The organism is Sporosarcina ureae (genome assembly GCF_002109325.1).
Classification (GTDB): Bacteria; Bacillota; Bacilli; order Bacillales_A; family Planococcaceae; genus Sporosarcina; species Sporosarcina ureae_C.
Genome location: NZ_CP015348.1, coordinates 2,894,257 through 2,914,519, shown reverse-complemented (window position 1 = coordinate 2,914,519; position 20,263 = coordinate 2,894,257). Strand labels below are relative to the sequence as shown.

Annotated in this window: 12 protein-coding genes, 1 tRNA gene and 2 pseudogenes; 3 read left to right on the top strand and 12 right to left on the bottom strand. The window is 39.5% G+C overall.

Features of this window, described 5'->3' with window-relative positions; genetic code table 11:
- Positions 1–131 precede the first annotated feature (131 nt).
- Positions 132–320, top strand: a complete 189-nt coding sequence (locus SporoP32a_RS14235; RefSeq protein ID WP_085428496.1) for a YkvS family protein — start codon at positions 132–134, stop codon at positions 318–320.
- Positions 321–379: 59 nt separating this feature from the next.
- Positions 380–1,027: a hypothetical protein gene (locus tag SporoP32a_RS14230; RefSeq protein ID WP_085428495.1), complete on the top strand. Its 648-nt coding sequence runs from the start codon at positions 380–382 to the stop codon at positions 1,025–1,027.
- Between the two features lie 73 nt (positions 1,028–1,100).
- Here SporoP32a_RS14230 and SporoP32a_RS17535 read toward each other — a convergent pair.
- Positions 1,101–1,187, bottom strand: a pseudogene (locus tag SporoP32a_RS17535) (hypothetical protein); the annotation flags it as partial.
- A gap of 38 nt (positions 1,188–1,225) precedes the next feature.
- Positions 1,226–2,479 carry a two-component system sensor histidine kinase NtrB gene (locus SporoP32a_RS14220; protein ID WP_232319654.1) on the bottom strand — a complete coding sequence of 418 codons (1,254 nt, stop codon included), beginning with the start codon at positions 2,477–2,479 and terminating at the stop codon, positions 1,226–1,228.
- A 183-nt stretch (positions 2,480–2,662) separates the two neighbouring features.
- Here SporoP32a_RS14220 and SporoP32a_RS14215 point away from each other — a divergent pair.
- A pseudogene (locus SporoP32a_RS14215) lies at positions 2,663–4,416 on the top strand (B12-binding domain-containing radical SAM protein).
- A gap of 714 nt (positions 4,417–5,130) precedes the next feature.
- Here SporoP32a_RS14215 and SporoP32a_RS14205 read toward each other — a convergent pair.
- The 10 genes from SporoP32a_RS14205 to SporoP32a_RS17120 all read right to left on the bottom strand — a co-directional run bounded on the left by SporoP32a_RS14205 (position 5,131) and on the right by SporoP32a_RS17120 (position 20,071).
- Complete coding sequence (locus SporoP32a_RS14205) at positions 5,131–6,480, bottom strand: TrkH family potassium uptake protein (protein WP_085428492.1); 1,350 nt, start codon at positions 6,478–6,480, stop codon at positions 5,131–5,133.
- Positions 6,481–6,642: 162 nt separating this feature from the next.
- Positions 6,643–7,407: a TerC family protein gene (locus SporoP32a_RS14200; protein ID WP_085428491.1), complete on the bottom strand. Its 765-nt coding sequence runs from the start codon at positions 7,405–7,407 to the stop codon at positions 6,643–6,645.
- Between the two features lie 397 nt (positions 7,408–7,804).
- Positions 7,805–10,981 (bottom strand): efflux RND transporter permease subunit, encoded by a 3,177-nt coding sequence (locus SporoP32a_RS14195; RefSeq protein ID WP_085428490.1) that lies wholly within the window; start codon positions 10,979–10,981, stop codon positions 7,805–7,807.
- Between the two features lie 192 nt (positions 10,982–11,173).
- Positions 11,174–12,751, bottom strand: coding sequence for a peptide chain release factor 3 (locus tag SporoP32a_RS14190; RefSeq protein ID WP_085428489.1), 1,578 nt, complete (start codon positions 12,749–12,751; stop codon positions 11,174–11,176).
- Between the two features lie 114 nt (positions 12,752–12,865).
- The gene (locus tag SporoP32a_RS14185) at positions 12,866–14,356 is read right to left on the bottom strand and encodes a UDP-N-acetylmuramoyl-L-alanyl-D-glutamate--2,6-diaminopimelate ligase (RefSeq protein ID WP_085428488.1); all 1,491 of its coding nucleotides are present in this window, start codon (positions 14,354–14,356) and stop codon (positions 12,866–12,868) included.
- Positions 14,357–14,769: 413 nt separating this feature from the next.
- The gene (locus SporoP32a_RS14180) at positions 14,770–16,158 is read right to left on the bottom strand and encodes an aldehyde dehydrogenase (RefSeq protein ID WP_420542298.1); all 1,389 of its coding nucleotides are present in this window, start codon (positions 16,156–16,158) and stop codon (positions 14,770–14,772) included.
- Between the two features lie 98 nt (positions 16,159–16,256).
- Positions 16,257–18,362: a heavy metal translocating P-type ATPase gene (locus tag SporoP32a_RS14175; RefSeq protein ID WP_085428487.1), complete on the bottom strand. Its 2,106-nt coding sequence runs from the start codon at positions 18,360–18,362 to the stop codon at positions 16,257–16,259.
- A gap of 191 nt (positions 18,363–18,553) precedes the next feature.
- Positions 18,554–19,447, bottom strand: coding sequence for an RluA family pseudouridine synthase (locus tag SporoP32a_RS14170; protein ID WP_085428486.1), 894 nt, complete (start codon positions 19,445–19,447; stop codon positions 18,554–18,556).
- Positions 19,448–19,662: 215 nt separating this feature from the next.
- A tRNA-Val gene (locus tag SporoP32a_RS14165) sits at positions 19,663–19,735 on the bottom strand.
- Positions 19,736–19,921: 186 nt separating this feature from the next.
- Positions 19,922–20,071 carry a hypothetical protein gene (locus tag SporoP32a_RS17120; protein ID WP_198166179.1) on the bottom strand — a complete coding sequence of 50 codons (150 nt, stop codon included), beginning with the start codon at positions 20,069–20,071 and terminating at the stop codon, positions 19,922–19,924.
- Positions 20,072–20,263 lie beyond the last annotated feature (192 nt).

Here is a 20,263-nt window from a genome sequence, read left to right as displayed (position 1 = left end):
ATATTTCTCGCGTTATTAAAAATATGCCTTTACGTTTTGTATTTTATAAGGCAAACTATAAAGTAATTCTTTATAGTACATTTTCATCACTCTTGTAAGAGCACATTATGATCGGAGAAAGGATGGATAGTATGACGATAGCTGAAATTGGTGATATCATTGAATTTAAAGAAGGTTTGCAAGGTGTAGTTGAAAAAGTGAACGAAAACTCTGTAATTGTAAATTTAACGTATATGGAAGATTTCGATGAATTGGCAATGGAAGAGAAAACTGTCATCAATCACAAACGGTATAGTATATTAAAACGTACACAAGAATGAAACTTTCTTTGCAGTTATCCGTCCAATGATTAGAATAGTATATGAAGGAGTGGAACGATTTGAACAACAAATGGCGTATTATTTTCACCTCACTAACAGCTTCCGTCATGCTTGCCGCATGCGGAACATCTGATGCTGATGCAGAAAAAGATGCAACAGATCCTGCGATCGAAGAACCTGCTACTCCCGAAACAGATGTAGAAGAAAGCACTTCTACTGAAAATGAAGCAGAAATAGAAACGGATGCTGAGGAAGAGACAAGTGAAGTTTCAATGGAAGATGCTGTGGAAACTGCGAGTGATGAACAAGACTACTCCATGATGGTGCTTCCCGGATACAAACTAACAAGCGAAGAACCAGGCAGAGATACTCTCTATTTTGAAGAAGATAGCGAAACGTTCATGCGTATTGAAACAATGCCTAAAGATGATGAGTCGTATACTTTTGATGAACTTTATACAAATATGGAAGAGTTATTGACAGCTTCAAGTGATGGTGAAACACCTACTGAAATCACAGAGGAAGCAGATCTTCCACAAGCTGACGGCATTACGTCTGTTAAAGGCGCAACGGTAGAGTCAACTGAAGGGTATTTCACAGGCTATGTCATGGAGCATGAAGACAAATTGGTGCGAGTGACAGTGTACGCTAAAGAAGATAACGAACATATGAAAGAATTTAAGCAAATGGCGGCTACAATCAAATAATATTGTCTTATAAATAAAAGGCCAATCCATAGAAATAAAATGGATTGGCCTTTTTCCTTGTATGAACTCTATGTTATTCCGATAATGCTACAGAAACAAGAGGAAATGATAAATAAAAAACAGTTCCCTTATCCAGTTCACTAGTAACAGAAATAGTCCCGCCATACTCAAGTACGGTTTTTTTGACAAACGGAAGTCCTAAACCCGTCCCCCTGGTTTATCTGATACGAATGGTAAGAATATGGTTTCCATCGTCTTCTCGTCCATCCCAACCCCCGTATCGGATATTAAGATATCAATTTTATGTTGTTCACCTTCATTTACACTGATAGACAATGTATCATTAGGAATCATAGCTTCCATTGCGTTCTTAAGTAGATTAATTAATACTTGTTTAATACGATTGGGGTTCGCCCGAATGAGCATTGGTTCTTTTGAATTAAATTCATTCACTAAATGAATTTGATCCAATAGCGCCTTAGGTCGTAGCAATAATAGTACGTCTTCTATTAGAACAGATAATGAAAATACAGTAATTTCGTCAACCACAGGTTTTGAGAGCGCAAGCATTTCATTCAATATTTCATTCATTCGTTTGACTTCTTCTTGAATAACGCTAACATACATTTGAGCATTACCTGTCACTTCATGTTCAAGTAGTTGAAGAAACCCTTGTAACGTCGTCATAGGGTTACGTACTTCATGTGCGATGCTTGCAGCAATTTCACCTGTTGTACATAACTGATCAGAGTGTGCTAACTGATCTAAAAGACGTTCTCTTTCAGTTATATCTAATATTCTTAAAATGAACATTCTAGTTTTATGGTCCAATGTTAAGCTAACTTCGTAAATATGAGTAAGTCCGTTCGCGGAATACGACATATTGACTTTTGAAGATGCTTGGATAGTTGCTTTTTGAATATAATCTTCATAGGAGAATGTGGAAGTAGGTGTCATTAGTGCAAAATGATCCTGCAAGTGAACAAACTCACTAGATGAATGAGAAGGGAATTCATTAGAAAATTCATTATTAGTTGAAATGATATACCCCGATTCATTCACTAATGCCATAGGTATAGTGGCTGTTAAATAGGCGTTTTCATACAATTGAAGAAGTTTTTCATTCTGTTCACCAATTTTTATTGTTATAATCGCCTTATCTGCATGCTGTTGGTATATAATATAGCATGGTTCCTTTTTTTCATTCGATACAATTAAATGACCTGTCAATACATTATGCCCTGAAATTACTTGGGTTTTGGCTAGATGCAAGCGCGTCTCAATTTGTTCTAATAAAGGTTGATCGAATATATCGGACATATGCTTAGGTGTACCCATATGATCCATCAACAACTTGATTGCCTCAGTCATTTCAAGCACATTTCCATTTTCATCCAAAATAATTTTAAATAGAGAGTTCTCTAGAAATCTGCTGATATCTAGTGTTTTCATAACCAAATTAGGACCTCCTCAACTCTTTAGAAACCACATAATTAGGATGTCATATAATTTCTACAATTGTAAATATATCCATATTCAATCTTATTATTGCACAGTATCCCGCCTCTTGACATAGGTATTTAGTCTCTTTTATAGTCAATCTTATTATTACAATTTTAGGTTAGGAGTTTTACAATGAATATCGTTTTATCAACATTAAACGCCAAATATATACACACAAATATCGCTATACGTTATTTGAAAGCTTTTGCAGCTCCAGAGTTTGACTGTGAATTGGCTGAATTCACCATCCATGACCCTACCCTTTCCATCGTCTCCGAGCTTTATCAACACTCTCCGGACGTCGTTGGATTCAGTGTGTATATTTGGAACATAGAAGAAACACTAAAGGTAATTCGGTTATTAAAGCTGACTAGTCCGAAGACTGTCATAGTTTGTGGTGGGCCTGAAGTAACATACGATTACGATCAATGGTTAAAAAGAGTACCAGAGATCGATATCATTGCAATCGGTGAAGGTGAAAAACTTTTAAAGATATATTATGTGCTGTGGATGGACAAACCGATCTTGCTTCCGTACAAGGTATTGCCTATCGCAAAGAAGGTAAACTAAAAATCACAGCGCCGGGACCTAAATTGGATCTTCGGGAACTGCCTTCCCCTTTTCGTTTTGCAGAGGATATTCCCCATCTCTCAAATCGCGTAATGTATATCGAAACGAGTCGCGGCTGCCCATTCTCTTGTCAATTCTGTTTATCGTCTATTGAAGTGGGCGTTCGATATTTCCATCGAGAAGCAATAAAAGATGATATTCGCTATCTGATGGAGCATGGTGCTAAAACGATAAAATTTGTTGATCGGACATTCAATATTAGTAGAAGTTATGCAATGGAAATGTTCCAATTTCTCATAGATGAACATTTGCCTGGAACTGTATTTCAGTTTGAAATCACCGGAGATATTATGCGTCCAGAAGTCATTCAATTTCTAAATGACAACGCGCCGAAAGGCCTGTTCCGCTTTGAAATAGGAGTTCAATCTACTAATGATTTGACTAATGAACTTGTGAAGAGACGACAAAACTTCACCAAACTTTCACGCACCGTTACGATGGTCAAAGAAGGTGGAAAAATTGATCAACACCTAGATTTGATTGCCGGATTACCTGAAGAAGATTATGATTCTTTCCGTGATACATTCAACGAAGTATTTGCATTACGACCTGAAGAATTACAATTGGGCTTTTTAAAGCTACTGCGTGGAACGGGCTTGCGTATTCAAGCTGAGCAATATGGTTATCAATATATCGACACCGCTCCTTATGAAATTGTATCGAATAATGTTCTGTCCTTTGATGATATGCTGAAAATTAAACAAACAGAAGACATTCTTGAAAAATATTGGAATTCGGGACGTTTTATACACTCTATGGAGTACATCGTCACTGAATTGGTGGATACACCGTTCGACTTCTTCCAATTATTCGGCGCATTCTGGGAGAAACAAGGTTGGTCACGTATTGGCCATCAGTTCGAAGACTTATTCACTCGTCTGGAACGCTTTCTGATTGAGATATTGAAAGTGGACACTTCTATAGTAGTCAGTCTTTTAAAGATGGATTATTTACTTCACCAAAAGTTCTTACCAAGGAAGATCTGGTGGGATACTACTTTACCCGAAGAAGAGTTAAAGGATATCTATCAAGTTCTTCTACGTTCTCCTCACTTGCTTGGCGAATCATTTGAGTCGACCGGTTATACTGAGCGAACAATTCGCAAGCAAGTCTTCATCACAAAGACCTTTGCCGAACTGAAAGAGGATCTAACTGTCATAAAAGATCCTGGTTATCTTATTATCCAATACACGCCAGGCGAAAAGGCACAGCATTACCACCTATCTGAAAATGTACTAGAATCCGTTTATCAATAAAAAAGAGCTATCCACGAAGTCATAGATGATATGACTTCGTGCGATAGCTCTTTTGCTTTGTGAAGTATAGCAGTGTAATGGTCTGGTTAGCAGGCGTCTTCGGGTGGGAATTGGCGCTACGGAGGGGACGCTTTCCTAGAGGGCTCGCGGTGAGCCAACCAGTTCGCTTTGCTCTCTTTGGTTGTCTCGCCTGTCGAGCTGATCCTCTGGGAGTCGCCCCTCCTACGCGCCAATCCCTTGCAATGTAAGTGGGTGATACCTTTTGTTGTTCATTAAAGTTAGTGTTGTAACAGATTTTAAACTGTAGAACTTGAATCTAAAGAAGTTAAAACAAATCAATAATTCAAATACTACCTACAGTGAGTGATCTAAGTAACACAACTATCAACGTAGGATGGAAGCGGAAGTTGGCGGCGAAGTGCAAAGATGTGCTCCTAACGCTGCGCTTTTACTCGCAAAAGCCGTTCTTCGTTACGGCTCTTCCCGCAGGATCAGCTCGAAAGGTGAGACAACCAAAAGGGAGCTCGCGACCTGGTTGGCTCACCGAGAGCCCATGGGAAAGCGTCCGCCAACTGGAGCTTCCATCCCGAACCACTCACAAACTCACTCATCACTCTTAAGACTTTGCTCTTGAGATTTTCATACGAACAGTAATCTAAACAAAAAAAGAGACACCCCGTCATGATTTCCGGGACATCTCTTTTCCACTTCATCTTAGCCAATAATAACACGCTCTTTTGGATAATGATAAGGCGTTTTATTCGACTTGCCACCTATTGTATAGATGAACGATATCAACCCTACACGTCCAATAAACATCAAAACCATAATAATGATCTTGCCAACGATCGATAAATCTCCTGTTATACCTAAGGACATTCCACAAGTTCCGAAAGCAGATGTAATTTCGAATAACAATGGAACAACAGGAATTCCAGGCTCCGTAAGCAACAACAACAACAACGCGGCCAATACCATAAAACAAGCTACGAGAATGACTGCATACGAACGGAATACATCGATGAGTTTAATTCGACGCTTAAATATATGGATGACGTCATTTCCTCGTGCAAAGTTAATGAGGAATAAAAGCGCAATTGCAAATGTTGTCGTACGTATTCCGCCACCTACTGAACTTGGGGAAGCACCAATGAACATTAGCGCACTAACGAAAATATCTGTAGCTTCACTAAATTGCGTTACATCATATGTTACCAGACCTGCTGATCGTGCAGATACGGAGTGGAATAACGCCGTAAAGAATTGCTGATGCCAACTCATTCCTTTGAATGAATTGAATGATTCCAGCAACCAAATAATCAATGTACCTACAAGCAATAGAACACCGAATGTCGCAGTTGTGATTTTAGTAAAAAGTGAAAAGCGGAAATGTGGGACCTTTTTTGAAAAGAAGCTCTTTACCTCAATCAAAACTGGGAATCCAATAGCACCCAAAATGATCAACGTCATCAGTATGAGCTGTACGAAATAATCATCGTGATAAGGCATCATCGAAGAACCCGTAATATCAAAACCCGCATTCGTAGTTGCAGACACAGACATGAACATTCCATTCAATAGCGCTTCACTAAACGAGTTATAAAAACGATATATATATAAGGTTAGAATGCCACCACCGATAATCTCAATGGCTACGATAATTTGGATGATCTGACGAATTAATTGAACTACGCCTTGTAATGTGTACTGATTGGTATCGACCATAATCAGTTGACGCTCTCTCATGCCGATTTTTTTCTTCACAAGTAGCCAGAAAAACGTACCTAATGACATGATACCGATTCCACCTAGCTGAAGGACGAGCATGATCATGCAAAGGCCAAATACTGAGTACGTCTCACCGATGCTGATAGGAGACAGTCCTGTGACACTCACTGCGCTGACTGCGGTAAACAAACTATCTATAAATGCTACTTTCACACCCGGTTTATATACTCCAGGTAAATTCAACAACAGAAAAGAAGATGCTATCGCTAAAAAATAATAAAAGGCAATGATCTGCGCTGGAGTAAACTTATGAAAAAATTCCCTGGAAAGCCTCATTTTTTTCAAATTCCTTTCATAACGGAAACTTCATTTTTCTACTTTATCAAATCCCATGATGAAAAGATAGCTATACATATAACTTTGCACTCTTTCCTTTCTTCCAAACCCCAGTTAAAAAACGCAGTCCCTCCTATTTGCACGGGAGGGACTGCTTTCATTTTATCTATTCGATTTTACTTTAAACTTCGCAACTGCTAGTAAATAACCGCCAACTGCCAAGATCAATAACACAGCCCAGAACGTTGTTTTCCACAATGTAGAGTGTGGGAATGATTCTGGAATGATGAGAAGTGCTGGATGCGCAAGAGTTAACACAACCAACTTCACACCTACCCAGCCGACGATTAGGAAAGCCGCTGTTTCAAGTGTAGGATACTTTTCAAGCATAATAACAAATTGTTTCGCTGCAAAACGGATCATGATTAAACCGATCATTCCACCTAACAACATCACAATGAACTGTCCACCGTTGATGCCGCCGACATGGAAGTTACCCAACTCTGGCAACGTAACTGCAAGCGCAACTGCCGCAAGCATAGAGTCCAGTGCGAACGCAATATCTGCAAGCTCAACTTTCAAAACGGTCATCCAGAAACCAGATTGTTTTTTAGGTTTCTTATTGGGATGTCCTTCTGGCTTATGTGTAATTTTATCGTATATATTTTTACCAGCAATAAATAACAAATAAGCGGCACCGATTGCTTGTATTTCCCAGAACTTCACTAAAAATGTAATCATGAAGAGTGCTGTAAATCGGAAGACGAATGCTCCTAGCAAACCATAAAATAAAGCTTTCTGTTGTTGAACTTTCGGTAAATGTTTCACCATTACGGCCATTACGACGGCATTGTCTGTTGCTAATAGGCCCTCTAGTACGATCAATACTACGAGTACCCATGCGTATTCTAATAAAATCGGATCCAACATAATTCCTCCTTGTTTTTTACAATATAAAAAGACCCTCACCTAATAAATAGGCAAAGGTCTCGCTAAGTCGGAATTTCACGTACAAAATCCAGCTATCATAACCGATGACCGTTGAGACAGTCACGTATTGACGATTATGAAATAGGTTTCCCTATAGCTACTCCCCTTTGACAGTGCGTCAAAGTTATTAAGTTATTGGATACTTTTAAAGTATTATAACATGATAACTTTACTTTGCAAACAGTTTAGGCGATGTCTATTGTGCTATTCAATTCAAAGTGAAGATTTGTATGATAGTATGCTGCACACTTTTCTATTACTACTATACTTTTCTTTCACAAAATTTATTCTACAAAAAAACTGGCAAATGGAGGATCCCATTTGCCAGCAATACTTATTGTTTAATTTCTCTAACCGTTACAGTTTCAGTTACTGTCTCCGTTACGGTTACAGTTTCTGTTTCTGTCACTGTACCAGGTTGATCTACTGTTACAGATTGCGCTTTTTTGGGTGTCTTCATACCACGACGTGTCTCCCGATCAAACAAACTATAAATAATAGGAACAATATACAACGTCAGGAATGTAGAACTGATCAATCCACCAATTACTGCAATCCCCATCGGCTGGTTTAACTCTGAACCTTCACCAAGGCCCAGTGCTAACGGTAGCAAGCCTAATATAGTTGTGAGTGCAGTCATTAGGATTGGACGGACACGGTCGCGTACAGATGACATGATAGCGTCGTAGGAGCTGAGTCCTGCTTCTTTACGCTGATTGATATAATCAACCAATACAATACCATTGTTGACGACTATCCCGACCAATATGAGAAGACCTATAACTGCTGTGATACTAACAGGTGTGTTCGTAAAGAATAAAGCAAGTGAGACACCGATTAGCATAAGTGGCACAGAGAACATGATAACAAATGGATATTTGAACGACTCGAACTGTGCTGCCATTACGATATACACTAATACGACAGCCAATACTAAAGCTAATAGCATATCGTCAATCGCACTTTCGAATAACTCACGATCACCACCGTATGAAAGTTCCACTTCACTTGGCAAGTCAAGATCATCAACAATATCATTTACTTTTTTCGTCATATCCCCTAGTGATTCACTGGATAGATATTTTACTGTAAATGTGATCGAATGTGCTTGATCCACACGAATTATTGCCGCAGGTCCTTCTGCGATTTCTACATCTGCTACATCTTTCAACTTCACAAACGTATTTTGTGGTGTTTTTAATTCCAGTTCTTTCAACTTATCTATACTATTACGGAAACGCTCATCATAGCCTACGTTCACTCCGACTACTTCGCCTGTTTTTTCAAAGACGATTTGTGAAGCAAAGACGCCACGTGTAACGTCACTAACCGTTTGCGCTATCTGATACGGAGCTAATCCAACATCTGAAGCTTTTTCACGATCTACTTCAATTTTAATTTCCTCTACTGTATCTATTAAATCATTTTCCACTTCAGTTACGGTATCCATGTCACGCAACTTCTTATCTAACTTGGAAACTGCTTTTCCTAACCGTTCTTCATTTGTATCATTTAGAGAGAATGTTAGAGTATTTGGACTTGAGCCAGCGGCAGTCTGTAGATTGAAACTAATGTCTGCATCATCACCAATTTCTTCTTCTACAATTGGTTGCACTTTGTCTACAAATTCAAAGACAGAGCGATCACGTTCATCAAGTGGTATTAGCTTCACATACACTTCCGCCGTATTACTTTCTGATCCGCCTTGCGCCATACTTTGTTGTGTTCCGCCGACTAAACTGACGTACACTTCCACATCATCTTGCTTCTTCATTTCTTCTTCGATTCGTTTTACTACATCATCTGTCGCATCGAGTGAAGCGCCATTTGGTAAATTAACATTAATACTGAAAGATCCTTCATCAGTAGCAGGCAGGAATTCTGTTCCTACTTTTATAATTCCGAATACACTGGCTGCAAGCAATACACTCGTTAATAACAGTACAAGTAAACGATGACTCAATGCCCACTTGACAGACTTTTCGAATCTATGATTTTTCTTCACACGAGACTTTTTCTCTAGTGTTTCTTCTGTAGGTGTCTTTAACAAACGACTCGCAAGCATCGGTACGACAGTCAATGCAACGACTAACGATGCAAATAAACTGAATGAAATCGTCAACGCGAACTCCGTGAAGATTTGACCAATGATACCCGTAATGAAGATCACCGGTACAAATACAGCTAGAGTAGTTAACGTAGAAGCCGTTATAGCTCCGCCGACTTCCTTCGAACCATCTTTTGCGGCTTCTGTCGGTGTTTTCCCCATGGCTAGATGCCGTTCGATGTTTTCTATCACTACTATGGCATTATCGACTAACATACCAATACCTAGAGCAAGTGCACCGAGTGTCATAATATTTAATGAGAAATCCGCGAAATACATGAGAACGAACGTCACAATAACCGAATACGGAATGGCTACTCCAATGATGATTGGACTCTTAATTCCACGTAAGAAGACAAATAATACGATCATCGCGAACAAGCCACCAAGAATTAGTGACTGGCCGATATTGCCGATCGCCAGCTGTACATAGTCCCCTTGGTCAAAAATAACGTCCGATTCAATATCTTTATATGCATCTTTCTCTAATAACTTATCCAATGATTTTTGAAACTCTTTAGAAACCGTTGCAGTATTTGCTCCCGATTCTTGAAGTACAGACAATAATACTGCCTGATTATCATTAGCTCGTGTTTCTGTTTGTACTTTCGGTTCCAATAATGCTACATCCGCCACGTCAGAGACTTTGATTTTATCACCTGTCTGAGGATTGGCACCTATTTGGATCCCTCGAACATCCGAGATATTTTGAACTGTACTTAAGATTCTGGTCGTTAACTTTCTTCCGTCACTCGTATCAATCGGATCACCTGGCATGGATACATTACTAGCCTGTATCGCCTGCACGACATCTGATTGAGCCAAGCCAAGCTCTTTTAATTTTTCAGGATATAAAATAACCTGAACATCTTCAATGATTTTCCCTGAAACGTTAACACTTGCTACGCCATCAATACGGCGTAATTCTTTTTCTAGCTCCTCTGCGATTTTCCGTATATTTGCATCTTTATCTACTGAACGTAAAGATAATTGAATAACCGGAAATTGAGAAGGATCAAATTTCATGAAACGTGGTTTATTGGCACCATCGGGCACTTCCACTTGATCAATCCGTTGAAGAATATCCATTTGTACATCATCAATAGAAGAATCCCAATCAAATTGAAGAAATACTAAGTTAGCACCTTCCTGCGAAGAAGATTGCATGGACTTTAAGCCCGGCGCTGTCGACAAACTTTCTTCTAACGGTTTGGTGATTTTCTCACTCACTTCTGTTGGCGAAGCGCCCGGATAATTCGTGACTACTACCGCAACAGGCGGATTTAAATCAGGAATTAGTGTAACCGGAATTTTAAAGAAAGACACGGCTCCTAATATAATGACAAGAAACATCGTAACTAGCGTAAAAACAGGTCGTTTGACCGAGAAACTACTAATCTTCATTTATTTATTCCTCTCTATTCTCAGCACAATAGCCGAGGTAACCTTTTAATATTTTCACCATACCACTTGAATGCAGTACTTTCCTCATATTTTGCTCTAATTTCGACAAATTGACACATCAAGTTTTCACAATTTTAACAAATAACCCGATCGGATTACAATTAATCCGACCGGGCGTGTATGTTATAAGTATTATAATTGATTGTACAACTTGATATCAGGGAACTTATCTTGGAACCAGCGCATCGCGAAATTATTTTCAAACAAGAACACTTTACGCTCATAACGGTCTTTTACGAGCAATGCACGTTGTCCTGCCATCGTTTCTTTTACATCTTCTTCGTTTTCAATCCAGCGTGCTACTTTAGAACCCATTGTTTCCATTTGCACTTCCACATGGTACTCTGCTCTCATTCGGTGTTCAAAGACTTCGAATTGAAGCTGACCTACTGCACCTAAAATAACTTCTTCCGTATGCAGTGTTTTGTAATATTGAATAGCTCCCTCTTGAACGAGTTGTAAAATACCTTTATGGAACTGTTTAGATTTCATAACATTTTTAGCACTTACTCTAACGAATAGCTCAGGGGTAAATTGCGGTAGAGCTTCAAATTGGAAGTTGGCTTTTCCACCAACGACTGTATCACCAATTTGATAATTACCTGTATCATATAATCCAATAATATCACCCGCTACTGCTTGATCAACAGTTTCACGATCATCCGCTAGAAATTGAGTCGTTTGTGACAACTTGAAGTTCTTGGAAAGTCTCGGAACATTTACAGACATGCCACGTTCAAACTCTCCCGACACGATTCGAACAAAAGCAATACGATCCCGGTGTGCAGGATTCATATTAGCTTGAATCTTGAAGATGAAGCCAGAGAAAATATCCGAAATGGGATCTACGTATTCAGCATCCTTTGTCAGCCTTGGTTGTGGTTCAGGTGCGAATTGCAAAAATGTTTCCAAAAATGTTTGGACACCGAAATTAGTCAACGCACTTCCGAAGAATACAGGAGTTAAATCTCCTTTAGCAATTCGTTCTTCATCAAAGTCGTTTCCTGCTTCATTCAATAGCATGACATCTTCTAACGCCTGCTTATAATAAGAAGTTTCCTGCATGGAGTGTTCTACTGCAAGCTCGCCTTCTTCATCAATCGGAAGGAAACGATCTTCACCATTAGTAGGACGTGCCAATTCTATACGTTTATTAAAACGATCATAAATACCAAGGAACTCTTTCCCCATACCGATCGGCCAATTCATTGCGTACGATTGGATTTCTAAAACTTCTTCTAAATCTTCCAGTAGTTCCAATGGCTCTTTACCTTGTCGGTCCATCTTATTAATGAATGTAAAAATAGGAATCCCACGCATTTTACAAACTTTGAACAATTTAATCGTCTGTGGCTCAATACCTTTTGCAGAATCGACCATCATAACGGCCGCATCGACTGCCATTAAGGTTCTATACGTGTCCTCACTAAAATCTTCGTGTCCAGGTGTATCTAAAATATTGACACGCTTACCATCATAGTCAAATTGCAAAACGGAAGAAGTTACAGAAATCCCACGTTGCTTTTCAATTTCCATCCAGTCAGATGTAGCGAATTTCCCTGACTTCTTTCCTTTAACTGTTCCAGCATCGCGAATTGCACCGCCAAAATACAGTAGTTTTTCAGTTATTGTCGTTTTACCGGCATCCGGGTGAGAAATAATCGCAAACGTTCGTCGCGAAGATATTTCATCTTGTATATTCTTTTGCATCAATCGTACTCTCCTTTTACTTACGTTTTCTATCATAGAGAGAATAGGGATGCATTTCAATGATTTTCATTGAATTGACTAAAAAACTATACGCTCTCAAATCTTCTCTGTTCTTCATTTATTGATAGTTGTATCGCCAAACTTTTTAGTTGCTTCCTCAAGTGCAATCTTTGCATCGGAATGTGCATATTTTGTATTGCCGATAATTTGGAAGTCTTCATGACCTTTTCCTGCAAATATGATGATATCCCCTGCATTTGCTTGCTCAATTGTATGCCGTACTGCCTCTTCCCTATCCCCTATACAAATGTACTGATCATGTGGCATCGTGGCACTCAGTTCCGATAGGATGGACTCATACGGTTCGTCTCGCGGATCATCCGTCGTAAACACGACATAATCAGCAGCTGCTGCTTTTTCTCCCATAATTGGGCGCTTAAGACGATCTCGGTTACCTCCTGTTCCAATCAAAAAGAGAAGACGACTTCCTTCCTGTTTTAAAGGGTGTACAGTAGCGATGGCTTTTTCAATTGCATCTGGTGAATGTGCGTAATCGATAAAAATCGTCAATGGTAAAGAAGTTTCCACCTTTTCCAAGCGACCTTTCACTGTCGATACATTCGCGATGAGTGGTAAAATATCTTCCGTCTTCAATCCTTTTGCATATAACGCCGCAATGGCAGCTAATGAATTATATACGTTAAACTCTCCAATCAATGGCATCGTGACAGAGAATATCCCATCTGGGGCTTGTAATTGAAATTTCGTACGGTTAGACTGCATCTCGATTGCTGTCGCTTGAAATGAAGATTTTACGTGAATCCCATATGTAAAAATCGGGAAAGAAGTCATTTCGATCATTTTACTACTCCACGGATCATCTGCATTAATAATGGCAAACTTTTGCTGATCCAGTTGCTGACCGAGTTGTGCAAACAATAATCCTTTTGCCGCACTATAATTTTCCATCGTTTTGTGATAATCCAAATGATCATGCGTCAAGTTAGTGAAAATCGCGATATCAAATTCTGTTCCCGCCAGTCGACCTTCAACCAAGCCGTGTGAAGAGACTTCCATGATCATCGATTCACAGCCTTCATTTGCTGCTTGTGCGATCATTTGCTGAGTAGTTAAAACGTCAGTCGTTGTATTTTCTGTTTCATAAAGAATATCATTTAATTTAAAACCAATCGTGCCCGACACAGCAGTCTTTTCATCTACCTGTCGCAGCATGTCATGAATGATGTTGCCGACACTTGTCTTGCCGTTAGTACCTGTCACGCCAATCATCTTCATGCGCTTTGAAGGATACTGATAGTACTTAGATGCCAATAACTCGATCGCTTTTGCTGTGTTTTCTACGTATACAACCGCTGTACGCTCTTCATCAATTAAAATAGGTTCAGACGCCACAATAACGCGGGCGCCGCTCAATAGGGCTTTCTGTGCGAATTGATGGCCATTTACAGTGTAGCCTTTTAGACAGACAAATACTCCTCCATCTTGAACAGCTCTAGAGTCTACCGCCACATCCGTGATATTCTCAGGCAATGTCCCTTTTATTGTTTTTACAGGCAGTACGGATAGCAATTCTTTCGTATTCATGTGATTTCCTCCAGTGAGTTGGTGAATAGCCTTAATCATTATAACAAATAAATGAATTTCACTAAAAAGGCTTTATTTATTGAAAAAATGAAGTACTAATTAATTAATCAATTACTAGTATCATACGCGTATTTTCTTATCACATCCACCTAAAACCTCATACATTGAATATTGAATGAAGAGTATTAAACATGTCAAAAGAATAGACTACTGCTGTCCGCCATTCTACATATCTACTTTTTTGAACAGCCGCAGGATCTCATCCCAGTATTTGATCTAAACAATAAAGTCATAGATTACATGATACTTCTCTTCTCTCTATAGTAGAAGTCATTAAAAAGATATTTATTGACCACAAAGGCACTCTGCTGGTCGAAAGTCAGCAGAGTGCCTAGACAATAATTCGCTTTCTGTTAGCGAAGGAAACGCTTCACTAATTGCAGTTTCCCTTTGTATGGTGGAAATGCTAGGGGCACCGAAACGACGGTGCTCTTTTTCATCATCGATTTAGAATGGGTGAACGTTTCAAAACTCGCTTTGCCATGGTATTGATTCATTCCGGAAGGCCCTACTCCACCAAACGGTAAATGAATGTTGGCAACATGCGAGACCGTATCATTGATGCAGCCCCCACCAAACGGTAGTGCTTCTATAAAGTGATTAGCTGCTTCATCGTTTTCTGTGAAAAAGTAGGCAGCTAACGGTTTAGGCAACGTACTAATTTGTTGTATCGCAATCCCTAAATTATCATACGGAAGTACAGGCAAGATCGGACCGAATAATTCATCTTGCATACTTGCGCTATTCCAATCGGATAATACCAAAATCGTCGGTTCAATATATTTATCTGCGGCGTCTGTATGGCCGCCTTCTACGATATATGCTTGATCTTGTTCTAATATTTTTGCCAAACGATCGAAATGACGATCTGCAATTATACGACCGTAGTCCGTACTCTTCTGCGCATCTTTTCCGTAAAAACGATGAATAGCGTTCTTCATTTCTTCTACTAATTCATCGTGAATCGATACATCAGCCAGTACATAATCTGGAGCTACACACGTTTGACCTGCATTCATAAACTTACCCCAAACAATTTTCTCCGCAGCTTTTTTAATATCTGCCGTATGGTCGACAACCGCTGGGCTTTTCCCACCCAATTCCAGTGTAAATGGAGTTAATCTTTCCGCACAAGCCCTCATGACGATTTTCCCTACGTTTGCACTTCCCGTAAAGAATACATAATCAAATGGTGCTTGTAACAACAGTTGCGTCTCTTCTTTGTAACCATGGACAACTGATACATACTCGGCAGGAAAAATACTTGACATGATTTTGTCCACGACAGCTGCCGTATGTAGTGCATCCTCTGACGGCTTCAATACTGTACAATTTCCTCCTGCTATGGATCCTACAAGCGGATCAAGCAATAGTTGGAATGGATAGTTGAATGGTCCAATAATCAAAGCCGTTCCATACGGTTCCTTCACGATAAAACTCGTTGCAGGCTGCAGATGGAGAGGTGTCTTCACTTTTTCAGGCGTTGCCCATTCATCCAAGTGATCTATCATGTGTGTAATACTGGACAAGACGAAACCTATTTCTGATACATACGCTTCAAGTGGATGTTTGTGCAAGTCTTTATGCAAAGCTTCCAAAATTTCTTTTTCATGCTTTTGAATTGCTTTGTATAGTTTTTCCAGCATCATGATTCGGAATGAAATACTACGCGTCACACCCGACACATAATATTGTTTCTGTTTGTTCATAATCATTTCAAGTTCTAAGTTCGTCATTGCCAAATTATCCACACTCCTCATAATCGTTGTTATTATCAGTCTATCATCTTATGCACCAGAAAAAACTTCAGACGAATTATTCGTCTGAAGTTTCTACTTAATTAGTATATTTTACTTCTCATGAGTCGCAATGAATTTAATACCACTATGACAGTCGCACCCATATCCGCCATGACCGCCATCCATAATGTTAGCCAGCCTGGAATAATGAGCAACAACGCAATCACTTTTAATCCAAGCGCGATTGAGATGTTCTGTACTATAATTTGTTTCGTGCGCGAACTCAATTTGATTGTATACGGAAGCTTTTCCAAGTCGTCCGCCATCAATGCAATATCCGCTGTTTCCAGTGCCGTATCTGTTCCCGCACCGCCCATCGCGATTCCAACATTCGCTGTAGCTAACGCTGGAGCATCATTCACTCCGTCTCCTACCATGGCTACTTTACCGTACTGCCCCAATGATTTGATCATCTCAACCTTTTGATCAGGTAACAATTCCGCTTTGACTTCAGTTAAGCCAAGTTGCGCACCGATCGCTGAAGCCGTTGATTGATTGTCACCAGTAAGCATTACCGTCCGCTTACCCATTTCATGTAGCTTCTGAATAACCTTTAGACTACTTTTACGGACTTGATCTGCAACTGCAATGATTCCTTCTAGCCCTGCTTCAGACCAGACAAGCATCACGGTCTTACCTTGTTTTTGCAATGTAAGAATCTGCTGTTCAATCGACTCATCCATAGCATGTAGTTCTTTGAATAGATTTGGACTTCCCACATGTACCAAATGCTCTCCAATCTTGGCTTTTGCACCTTTACCGGTAATAGACTGGAATTGATCCACCGCAAGCAACCCAACCGGTAATTTCTCTGCTGCTCGCATAATAGAGGATGCCAATGGGTGTTGAGAGAATTTCTCGATAGAAGCAGCTTGTTGCAATACTTCATCTTCTGTTAATGACGAGACCGTCAAAACATCTGTTACTTCCGGACGTCCTTCAGTTAACGTACCCGTTTTATCGAAAGCCACGACTTTGATCTGGCCCGTTTCTTCTAAATGAATGCCACCTTTTATTAAAACACCGTTACGTGCAGCATTTCCGATTGCGGTCACGATTGCGATAGGTGTCGAAATGACTAATGCACAAGGACAGCCTACTACTAGTACGACAAGTCCTTTATAAAACCATTCGCCCCATATTCCACCCATTAAAAGTGGAGGTATAATCATGATCAATAAGGAAATAATTAAAATAGCTGGTGTATAATATCTCGCAAAACGATCGACAAATTGTTGTGTCGGTGCCTTTTCCGCTTGTGCTTCTTCGACTAAATGAATGATCTTGGCAATCGTCGTATCTTCAGCAAGCTTTGTCACACGTACTTGCATTGCACCTTCTTCATTCAACGTACCTGCAAACACTTCGTCTCCAAGGACTTTGTGGACAGGTACAGACTCGCCTGTAATAGCAGCCTGGTTAACCGAAGAATCACCTTGGATCACTTCACCATCCATCGCAATCTTTTGTCCTGGTTTAATTAAAATAACATCATCAATACGTAAATCTTCTACATCTACTTCAAATTCATTACTTCCACGGAGCACAATTGCTGTAGTGGGGGCAATTTCAATTAATGATGTAATGGAATTTCTCGCCTTATCGATGGAGTAACTTTCCAACGCTTCACTAACCGAGAAAAGGAACACTACTACCGCACCTTCAGCCCAGTCACCGATCAGTGCGGCTCCAATCACTGCAATCGTCATCAATGTGGACATATCGAATTCCAGTTTAAAAAGATTCGTTAATCCTTCTTTCATCAAACTGAATCCACCAATTAGAATGGCGGCTAAAAACAATCCGATAGACAGCCAATTATTATCACCATTTGCGGTAGACACCGCATACCCTGCCAATAGTAGAATTAAGGAAGCAATTGTCGTTTGATTTTCACGCTTTTTCCAAAAAGGCATATGCTGTTTAATGATCCGTTGCTTTTCAGGGAACACTTTAATACCGTCAAACGCTCCTGCTTCTTCCAGTTGTAAGATCGAGGCATCACCCGCGACCGTTAATTTAGAAGCGCCGAAGTTCAGTTGAACATCTTCTACAGTAGAAATTTGACGAACATTCTTCTCAAACTTCGCAGCACAACTTGTGCACGACAGATTCTGTAAGCGATAGACATTTTTCTCAGAAGCCATGTAACCAGTCCTCTCAAAAAATTCATCATTTTTCAGGTTTTCTTCATTCAACCGTTCATTTGATTGATTAGTTTTAGTATATGCAATGAATGACTTTCTGTCAATTCATACATTCAAATATCAGTTTGAATGTCAAGTTATAAAAAAGCAGCCCCTTGGATGAGCTAAGGGACTGCAAATGACATGATTCATTATTTAGAACGCGCAACAAAGATCTGTGGTACTTCTGCTTCAAATCGAACCAATTCGCCCGTACGTGGATGCAGGAAGGCCAATGCCGTCGCATGAAGCCCTACTCTGCGTATAGGATTGCCAGTAGCACCGTACTTTTTGTCTCCTATCACAGGATGACCCAATTCTTCCATATGTACTCGAATTTGATTTTTTCGACCCGTTTCCAGAAGAACCTCTAACAATGAAAAGTTTTTGTTTGCCTGAATTCTTCTATAATGTGTAATCGCATGCTGCCCGCCATTGTCAGTCGGGCTTGAATAGACTCGAAATGCACTATTTTCAGTTAACCAAGAATTGATAGTACCCGATTGTGTACGTACTTTTCCTTCTACAAGTGCCGTATACAAACGTTCCTTTACGGATTCATTCCACGTGCTTTGTAAAGCTTGCTGAGTTTCTTCATTTTTAGCAAACATCATGACGCCGGATGTATCTCGATCCAGTCGATGCACAACAAAAATCCGATTCTCGGGATGACTTCTTTTAACATATTTCGTAATTTCACGATATGCTGTCTGATCTTTTTCTTTTTCCGACGCAACAGAAAGAACACCTGCGTCTTTATTGATTACGATAAGATCCTCATCTTCATGCAGAATAGCTACACCTACTAATTGAGACACATTGATAGCGGCTTTGTTACTTTGTATTTCAACCGTTTGTCCAGGTTCTAATGACTGATTATGCTTTGTTGTCATGTGACCATCCACCATAACTTGTCCACGTGTAAGAACTGATTTAACGGAATTCCGACTACTTTTTGACATGATCTTCAATAAATATGGCAATAATTCTATTTGTTCTTCCACTATATATTCTTTTACATTGGATGTTTCTTGTTTTCTTTTCATCAAAACGTATCCCTCCTGCTTACCTACATGCTTATTTGTACTTTAAGTATACACCGTGCGACCTATGTGTGTATTGTAATTATATTTTGCCGAAAATAGTAAAGACTATCTGAAATCAAGACATAAAAAAAACAGCCCCTAGACATTCGGTCTAATAGGACTGTTTATTGTTATAAACCGTGTTCCGACGGTAAATAACTTAGGTTTGGCACCTATGACCCCGACTGGGCTCGAACCAGCGACCTCCACCCTGTCAAGGTGGCGCTCTCCCAGCTGAGCTACGGAATCGATAATACTAGGATGTGCGTGTAAGAAGCAAGCCAGTTAGGCTCTCAAGCACAAGTACTATAATAGCATTATCCATCCTTGTTGTAAACAACAAAATTAAAAATCGGCAATTTTTCTACGACGACAGAAAAATTACCGATTTTTATGGAAGTTAGTTACCTTATTCAGAGAAGATTCTCCTTTCTCTTATTGCATAGGATGAATAGGTTCTTCTATTGATTCATTCTCGAAATATAAAAATTCTTCTTGTTCTAGCTCACTCATACGTTCTTTGTTAAAGCCATGCGCTAAGTGCCCTTCAAATACGTTTTCCCACCATGTCTCTTGTGTATTCATATTATTTCGCTCCCTTTTGATTTGATTGGTTTCTGTACCGATCTTTATATTTTGTTTGCAATGACTGATTCGCTTATATGTAGTATATACATAATCAGCGTTGCCAAAACTGCGTAATTAGTCCAAATTCGATTGACTTTTTTATAGACCTTTGACTTCTTGACTTTACGATCATGGTGTGTTTGAAAACAT